The 7,616-nt window shown below is 69.3% G+C and carries 7 protein-coding genes and 1 pseudogene; 3 read left to right on the top strand and 5 right to left on the bottom strand.

Annotation, left to right across the window (positions count from 1 at the left end; genetic code table 11):
- Positions 1 to 1,365, top strand: a 1,365-nt coding sequence (locus V6M42_RS09510; protein WP_332678323.1) for a phospholipase D-like domain-containing protein, incomplete at its 5' end; no start/stop codon positions are given.
- Here V6M42_RS09510 and V6M42_RS09505 read toward each other — a convergent pair.
- From V6M42_RS09505 to V6M42_RS09485, 5 genes are all read right to left on the bottom strand, one after another.
- Entirely contained in the window at positions 1,352 to 2,089 is a 738-nt protein-coding gene (locus V6M42_RS09505) for an endonuclease/exonuclease/phosphatase family protein (RefSeq protein ID WP_332678322.1), read from the bottom strand. The two genes, V6M42_RS09510 and V6M42_RS09505, sit on opposite strands and share 14 nt — an antisense overlap.
- 87 nt (positions 2,090 to 2,176) lie before the next feature.
- A complete protein-coding gene (locus V6M42_RS09500; RefSeq protein ID WP_332678321.1) occupies positions 2,177 to 2,869 on the bottom strand; it encodes a TPM domain-containing protein in 693 nt (230 codons plus the stop codon).
- On the bottom strand, positions 2,863 to 3,669 hold the full coding sequence (locus V6M42_RS09495) for a TPM domain-containing protein (RefSeq protein ID WP_442880947.1): 807 nt from the start codon (positions 3,667 to 3,669) through the stop codon (positions 2,863 to 2,865). Before V6M42_RS09495 ends, V6M42_RS09500 begins: the two co-directional genes overlap by 7 nt.
- A 5-nt stretch (positions 3,670 to 3,674) precedes the next feature.
- Positions 3,675 to 4,373, bottom strand: a complete 699-nt coding sequence (locus tag V6M42_RS09490; RefSeq protein ID WP_332660729.1) for a LemA family protein — start codon at positions 4,371 to 4,373, stop codon at positions 3,675 to 3,677.
- A 52-nt stretch (positions 4,374 to 4,425) separates the two neighbouring features.
- Complete coding sequence (locus V6M42_RS09485) at positions 4,426 to 5,352, bottom strand: bifunctional methylenetetrahydrofolate dehydrogenase/methenyltetrahydrofolate cyclohydrolase (RefSeq protein ID WP_332660728.1); 927 nt, start codon at positions 5,350 to 5,352, stop codon at positions 4,426 to 4,428.
- A gap of 100 nt (positions 5,353 to 5,452) precedes the next feature.
- Between V6M42_RS09485 and V6M42_RS09480 the strand changes: the two genes are divergently transcribed.
- Entirely contained in the window at positions 5,453 to 7,279 is a 1,827-nt protein-coding gene (locus V6M42_RS09480) for a PPC domain-containing protein (protein WP_332678319.1), read from the top strand.
- 48 nt (positions 7,280 to 7,327) lie between these two features.
- Positions 7,328 to 7,616: pseudogene (locus V6M42_RS09475) on the top strand (type 2 isopentenyl-diphosphate Delta-isomerase); the annotation flags it as partial.

The raw sequence follows: 7,616 nt of genomic DNA, 5'->3' as shown, positions 1-7,616 counted from the left end.
GCCTATTTCGAGGCCTTGCGGTCAGCCCTGGCCAAGGCGCAGCGCTCGATCGTCATCCTCGGCTGGCAGTTCGACCCGCGCACACGGCTGGATCCGGAAAGCGCCCACAACGATCACCAGGCCCAGATCGGCCATCAGCTGCGCATGCTGGTGAAGTCGAAACCCGAACTGGACGTCCGACTCCTGATCTGGAAATCGCCCCTTCTGATCGCGGCGTCGCAGGGCTTCTATCCGCACAAGGCGCAGGGCTGGTTCCGTAAGCGGATGGTCGAGTTCCGCCTCGATCAGCCGGGGCCCATCGGCGCGTGCCACCACCAGAAGGCGGTGATCATCGACGACGCCGTGGCCTTCTGCGGCGGCGGCGACATCTCGACCGACCGTTGGGACTCCGAGGAACATCTGGACGGCGACCCCCGCCGTTGCCAGCCGTCGGGAGAAATCCCTTCGCCGCGGCACGAGGTCATGACGGTCATGGACGGCCCCGCCGCGCGGGCCCTGGGGGATCTGGCGCGCGAACGCTGGTTCCGCTCGACCTGGGAGCGGACGGTGCCGGATGAGGTGGACAGCGACCCCTGGCCCGACGGCGTCGAGCCGGTGATGCGCAATGTGCCGGTGGCGATCGCTCGCACCGAGCCGGCGACAGGCGGACGAACCGAGGTGCGCGAGAACGAGGCCCTGCATCTCGACGCCATCCGGGGCGCGAAGAAGCTGATCTATCTCGAGAACCAGTATTTCACCTCGCCGGTCATCGCGTCGGCTCTCGCCGAACGGCTGATGGAGGACGACGGGCCGGAGATCGTCCTGGTTTCGACGGGCAGCAGCCCCAGCTGGTTCGACCGCATGACCATGGACACCGCACGGTCGGAGGTTCTGTTCAGGCTGGAACAGGCCGACCGGCACAACCGGTTCTTCGCCTTCACGCCCTATACCCGCGGCGGCGAGCGGATCATCGTTCACGCCAAGGTATCGATCTACGACGACGCCGTCCTGCGCGTGGGTTCGACCAATCTGAACAACCGCTCTCTGGGCTTCGACACCGAGTGCGACGTGGCGGCCGAGCCGCTCGACCAGGCCGGCCGGGACGCCATCCGGGACTTCCGGCACAGGACCATCGGCCACTGGATCGGCATCAAGGGGTCGGAGTTCGCCGCGGCCGAGGCCACGGCCGGATCGGTCGGCGAGGCGGTGCAGCGGTTCGACACCGGCCGGATGCATCTGTTGGGCGCCGAACCGCCGTCGCGCGCCGAGCGGATCATTGCGGAATTCCAGCTGGGCGATCCGACATCGACCCGGGACGCGTTCCGGCCGTGGAAGCGGCGCTCGCGGTCCCACCGCGACCTGCCGGCGCTCCCTAAGCCGGCCTGATCTCGAAATCGATGATCAGGGGGAGGTGGTCCGACGCCATCCGGGCCAGCGGCGAGAACGGCGCCGATACGGCCGTCACGCGGATCTCGGGGCTGGTGAAGCAGTGGTCGATGCGGATCGCCGGGAAGCTGGAAGGGAAGGTCTTGACCGAGGGCCGCAGGCCAAGGCTGCGCTGACAATCCGCAAGTTTGGCCGCCAGCGCCTGATAGGGGCGGGACACCGAGGTGGCGTTGAAGTCGCCGGTCAGCAGGGTGGGGCCGGTGCACTCCGGATGGCCCAGCCAGTCGGGACCGGCCAGGGCGATGGCCTGGAGCCTCTGTTCGCGCGGCACCAGTCCCAGATGGGTGTTGATGACGTTCAGCGTGACGCCGTCAAAATCGATCGCGGCCCACAGCGCGCCGCGGGGCTCAAGGCCGGGCACGCCGCGAACCGAGGGCAGGGCGCCTGACTTCACCAGCCGCTCGGGGCGCGCGGTCAGGATGGCGTCGCCATACTGTTCGGCCTCCACCCGCATCGCCGCGTGGAAGTGGAAGGTCATGGCCAGCTGGTCGGCGATGGACTGGGCCTGATCGACGAAACCCGTACGCTTCCGCCCCACATCCAGCTCCTGCAGGCAGACGATATCGGGCTCGTGTTCGGCGATCACGGCGGCGATCCTGCCTACGTCGAGCTTGCGGTCGACGCCGACGCAACGATGCACATTGTAGGTCAGCAGGCGGGGCATGGAGTCAGGAACGGGTCCGGCGGGCGTGGCGGGGGGTCAGCCCATACCACAATGGGTGCGATACAAACGCAGAGGCGCGGGTTTGGGTCAGATGACGACCAGCTTGTCCTCAACCTCGTTCCGGTTGCGCGGGGCCGGCGGGAAATGCTCGGCCAGCACGGCGCCGCACAGTGCGACGGCGTCCACGAAGCCTCCGGCGGGATCGCCGCCCCGCAAACCCTTGGCCAGAACCTCGACGGCGTCGGCCCAGACGGTCTGGTCGACCTTGCTGTGGATGCCCTCGTCAGCGATCACCTCGACCTGGTGGTCGCCCAGGGCGGCGAAGATCAGCACGCCGGTTCGCGCCTCGGTGACATGCAGGCCGTGGGCGAGAAACTGCTGCAAGGCGGCTTTTCGAACGCGCTCCCGCCGTACGCTGCGCGGGGTGACGAGCCGCGACACGACGGGGATGGACGTCAGCAGAAAGACAATCAGGAACACCGTCGCCTGGATCAGGGCGTAGGCGCCCAGCGCCTGACCCACGGTCACGTCGCGGGCGGCGAGATGGGCGGCTTCCCAGCTGGACCCGAGGCCCGGAATCCACGCGGCCTCGAAACCGAACGGGATCAGGCCCAACGGCAGGAGCAGGGCCGCCGCCGCCGCCCAGCCAAGGGAGACGTCGCGGTAGGACGAGACGCGGCGCGCCATGACGCAGAAGATTTCGCCCGAGGTGCGCGTTTCTGCATCCCGGATCGCGCCGGCCACGCGGTCGTGCACATCGGCAGTCAGTTTGATCACCATCCGCCCGAAGCGCCTCCGCCGCCGAAACTGCCTCCGCCGCCGCCGAATCCGCCGCCGCCGCCGCCGAAACCGCCGCCTCCGCCGCGACCGCTGTTGCGCAGGGCTTCGGACGCCGCCCAGATCATGACGGGGCCCAGGCCGCTGGGCCGTCTGCGCCCCCGGCCTGCGCCCCCGATCATCCGCAGCATCAGCATGATGAAGATCATGGCGATGACGGCGGCGACCCCTATGGGCGGCGAGGATTTGGGCCGTTCGGCCGCGGCGGCCCGGGCCTGGGCCTCGGCGGGGTCAAGTCGCAGCTGCCGGTCGATGGCGTCCACGCCCTGTTCGATGCCGCGCTCGTAGAAGCCCTCCTTGAAGGAGGGCAGGATGTCGTTCTGGATGATCAGGGCCGACAGGGCGTCGGTCAGGACGCCCTCGAGGCCATAGCCGACCTCGATGCGGACCTTGCGTTCGTTCGGCGCGATGATCAGCAGCACGCCGTTGTTCTTGCCCGCTTGGCCGATGCCCCAGGCCCGGCCCAGCTGATAGCCGTAGTCCTCGATCTCGTAACCCTGCAGGTCAGGCACCGTCACGACCACCACCTGATCGGTGGTGTCGCGCTCCAGCGCCGCCAGCTTGTCGGCCAGCGCCTGTTCCTTCGCGTCGGAGATCAGGTCGCCGTGGTCGATGACCCGGCCGTTGAGAGGCGGAAAGGTCGGCCCCGTCTGGGCGAACGCCGGGAGGGCGATCAGCCAGACGGCGGCCAGCAGGACCGTCAGGAAGGCGGCGGCCCGGCTGATCGATAGCGCCGGAAGGATGCGGCTCACTGGGCCGTCGGCGCTGCGGGCGGGGCTGCGACGGGTGCGGCGCCCGGAGTGACGGGGGCCGCGCCGCCGCCGGGCTGTGCGGCCGGGTTCAGGGCGTCGAAATTGACGCTGGGCGCGGTCTGGGCGGCCTCGGTCGCCGTGAACAGCTGCATCGGCTCGGACCCGCCGTGGATGGTCTTGGCCCAGATCACCGTCGGGAAGGTCCGCAGGCTGGTGTTGTAGTCGCGAACGGCCTCGTTGTAGTCGCGGCGAGACACGGCGATGCGGTTCTCGGTGCCTTCAAGCTGCGACTGCAGGGCGATGAAATTCTGGTTCGACCTGATCTCGGGATAGCGCTCGACGACCAGCAGCAGCCGGGACAGCGCCTGCGACAGCTGGCCCTGCGCGGCCTGATAGCGCTGGAAGGCGGCCGGATCGCTGAGGGTGTCCGGGGTGACGGTGACGCCGGTGGCCGCGGCGCGGGCCTCGATGACCTGGGTCAGGGTGGTGCGCTCGGCGATCGCGGCGCCCTGGACGGTCTGCACCAGGTTGGGGATCAGGTCAGAGCGGCGTTGGTACTGCGACTGGACATCCGCCCAGCGCGCCTTGGCGGCCTCTTCCTTGGTGGGAATGGCGTTGATGCCGCAACCCGCCGCGGCGGGAGCCAGGACCACGACGGCTGCGAGGGCCGACAGGCGGGGCGAAAACCGGATCATGGATATCTCCTGACAGACCAGATCCCGACTATCGGGGTTGATCGACAGCGGTTCAAGCGTCCAGCGGTTCCGGCGCGATCCCCGTCGCCCGGCAGGCGGCCGTGTAGGTGTTGGCCAGCAGGCAGGCGATGGTCATGGGGCCGACGCCTCCGGGCACCGGGGTGATGCGTCCGGCGACCGCGCGGGCCTCGTCCAGGGCGACGTCGCCGACGACCCGGGTCTTGCCCTCGGCCGCCTTGAGCGGATCACGGGACGGCACGCGGTTGATGCCGACGTCGATGACCGTCGCGCCCGGCCTGATCCAGTCGCCGCGCACCATTTCCGCCCGTCCGACGGCGGCGACGAGGATGTCGGCGGTGCGGCACAGGGCCGGCAGGTCGCGGGTCCGCGAATGGGCGATGGTCACCGTGCAGCTTTCGCCCAGCAGAAGCTGCGCCATCGGCTTGCCGACGATGTTGGAGCGGCCGACGATCACGGCGTTCAGGCCCGACAGATCCCCCAACTCGGCCTTCAGCAGCATCAGGCAGCCCAGCGGGGTGCAGGGCACAAGCCCGGGCAGGCCGACGGCCAGCCGCCCGGCGTTGACGACGTGGAACCCGTCCACGTCCTTGTCCGGGTCGATCGCGCCCAGGACGGCGCTGGAATCGATGTGCGCGGGCAGGGGCAGCTGAACCAGGATGCCGTGGATGCCGGCGTCGGCGTTCAGATCGGCGATCAGGGACAGCAGTTCGGCCTGGCTCGTCGTGTCCGGGAGGCGGTGGGTGTCGGACCGCATTCCCGCGCGCAGGGTCGTCTCGCCCTTGTTGCGGACGTAGATCTGGCTGGCGGGGTCCTCGCCGACGATGACGACGGCCAGTCCCGGCGTGACGCCGTGCGCCTGTTCCAGTCGGGCCGAAGCGGCGGCCACGCGATCGACCAGACCGGCGGCGAAGGCCTTGCCGTCGATGAGGGTCGCGGCTGCTGCGGGATCGACCGTCATGGATATCGGCTCCGGTTGTCAGGGAAGAGTCGTGCTCGCCGCGATTTACAGAGGGCGCGGTTCGGCGTCTATGATCACCGGGTCGCAACCGGGGGATTCCATGCGCCGTTACACCATCCTGACCGCTGTCAGCGCCCTGGCGCTGTCGATCGCGGCTCCCGCCCTGGCGCAGACGCCGGTTCCGCTGGCCCCCGGCGACGCCGTCGACGGCCAGATCGCCGAGGGCGACGCCAACGGTCCGGATGACGCCTTCCGGTACGACAGCTATTCGGTCAACGCCCGCGCCGGCCAGCGGCTGCAGGCCGTGATGCGCTCGGCCGCCTTCGACGCCTATCTGGAAGTCTATGGTCCCGAGGAGGGCGGGGAACCGCTCTTCAGCGACGATGACGGACTGGGCGAGGGCACCGATTCGCAGCTGCGGTTCACGGCGGACCGCGACGGAGTCTATCTGCTGCGCGCGCGGACCCTGTCCGGGCTGGAAGGCGGCGCCTACACCCTGGCCCTGACCGAACGGCCCCAGGCTCGGCCCGCGCCGCGTCCGTCGCGCATCCGCTCGGGGCAGAGTCAGAGGGGCCAGCTGGCGCCGAACGATCCCGAGACCGACGAAGGCGGGAGCTATGACGCCTTCGCCCTTCGCGCACGCTCCGGCGAACGATTCGCCATCGACCTGACCTCGGAGGACTTCGATCCGGTCGTCCGCGTCGGCCGGATGGCGAACGGCGTCTTCAGCGAACTGGCCATGAATGACGACGGTCCGGACACGGGCCTGAACTCCAGACTGGTCTTCACCGCGCCCGAGGCCGGCGAATACATCGTCCGGGCGACGGCGCTGAACGCGACGGGCGAAGGCGCCTACACGCTGGCCGTGGCCGAAGGGCCGGAGCCGGCGCCGACGCAGCCGATCGACATCGGGGCGACGGTCCAGGGCGAACTGACGGCCGACGACGGCCTGAGCGAGGCCAGACGGCCCGCCGACGCCTACCGGTTCCCGGGTCGCGAAGGACAGCGCGTCCGCGTCGACATGAACTCTTCGGACTTCGACACCTATCTGCAGCTGTTCGACGACAACCGGCTCAGCCTGGCCGAAGACGACGACGGCGCGCCCGAGGGGACCAACTCGCGCCTGACCTTCACCCTGCCGCGGACGGGCTCCTACATCGTCGAGGCCCGCGCCTTCTCCGACGAGACGGGCCGCTATGAGCTGACGATCAGCGAGATCGAACCCGAGAAGCCGCCCCAGACGCTGGCCTTCGGCGAAACGCTGCAGGGCGAGATCGGCGAGGGCGATTCGACCGACAGCGAGGACCGCAGTTTTGACGCCTACGCGCTGAGCGGCGTGGCCGGGCAGCGGATCCACGGGATCATGCGCTCGGGCGATTTCGACACCCTTCTTCAGATCGGCCGTCCCGGGTCCGAGTTCACAGCCCTGGCCACCGACGATGACGGACTGGGCGAAGGAACGGATTCCCGGCTGAGCTACACCCTGCCGGAGGACGGCGAATATCTGCTGCGCGCCCTGACGTATGAAGCCGCGGGCAAGGGCCTGTATTCGCTGGAGCTGGTCGACAGGGGTCCGCAACCCCGGCCGGGCAGTCTGCTGGTCGGCTCGACCGCGCGCGGGACCCTGACCGAGTCGGACGCCACGGCCGAGGACAACAGCTTCTACGACGCCTATCGGGTCACCCTGAAGGAGGACGAGAAGCTGCTGATCACCATGGTCTCCAACGAGGTCGACAGCTTCGTGGTCGTGGGCAGCGACAAGGACGGCGCGTTCGAGCCCCTGGCGTCGGACGACGACAGCCTGTCGGACACCCACTCCAAGCTGGAGTGGACCGCGCCGGCGGACGGAACCTATGAAATCCGCGCGGGCACCTTCCAGCAGGGCGAGACCGGCGCCTATGCTCTGAACGTCGAGAAACAACCCTAGACCGGAGACCAGCGGGGGCGGGGGTCCTGGCAGAGTGGAGTTCGCCGCGTGACCGACATCACCGCCCGCAAGGACCAGCATCTGGACGTGATCCTGTCCGGCAAGGCGCAACACGGGCTGGACAGCGGCTTCGCCGACGTGCGGTTCGTTCATGAGGCGCTGCCGGATCTGGACCACGGCAAGATCGACCTGGGCGCGGACTTTCTGGGGCGCAGGCTCAAGGCGCCGCTGCTGATCAGCTCCATGACCGGCGGACCGGCGCGGGCCGAGGCGATCAACGCCCGGCTGGCCGAGGCGGCGCAGCATCTGGGCATCGGCCTGGCCGTCGGCTCGCAGC

The organism is Brevundimonas sp., assembly GCF_036677305.1.
Taxonomy (GTDB): Bacteria; Pseudomonadota; Alphaproteobacteria; order Caulobacterales; family Caulobacteraceae; genus Brevundimonas.
The sequence above is the reverse complement of the archived record's forward strand: the minus strand, read 5'-3'. Positions and strand labels throughout refer to the sequence as shown.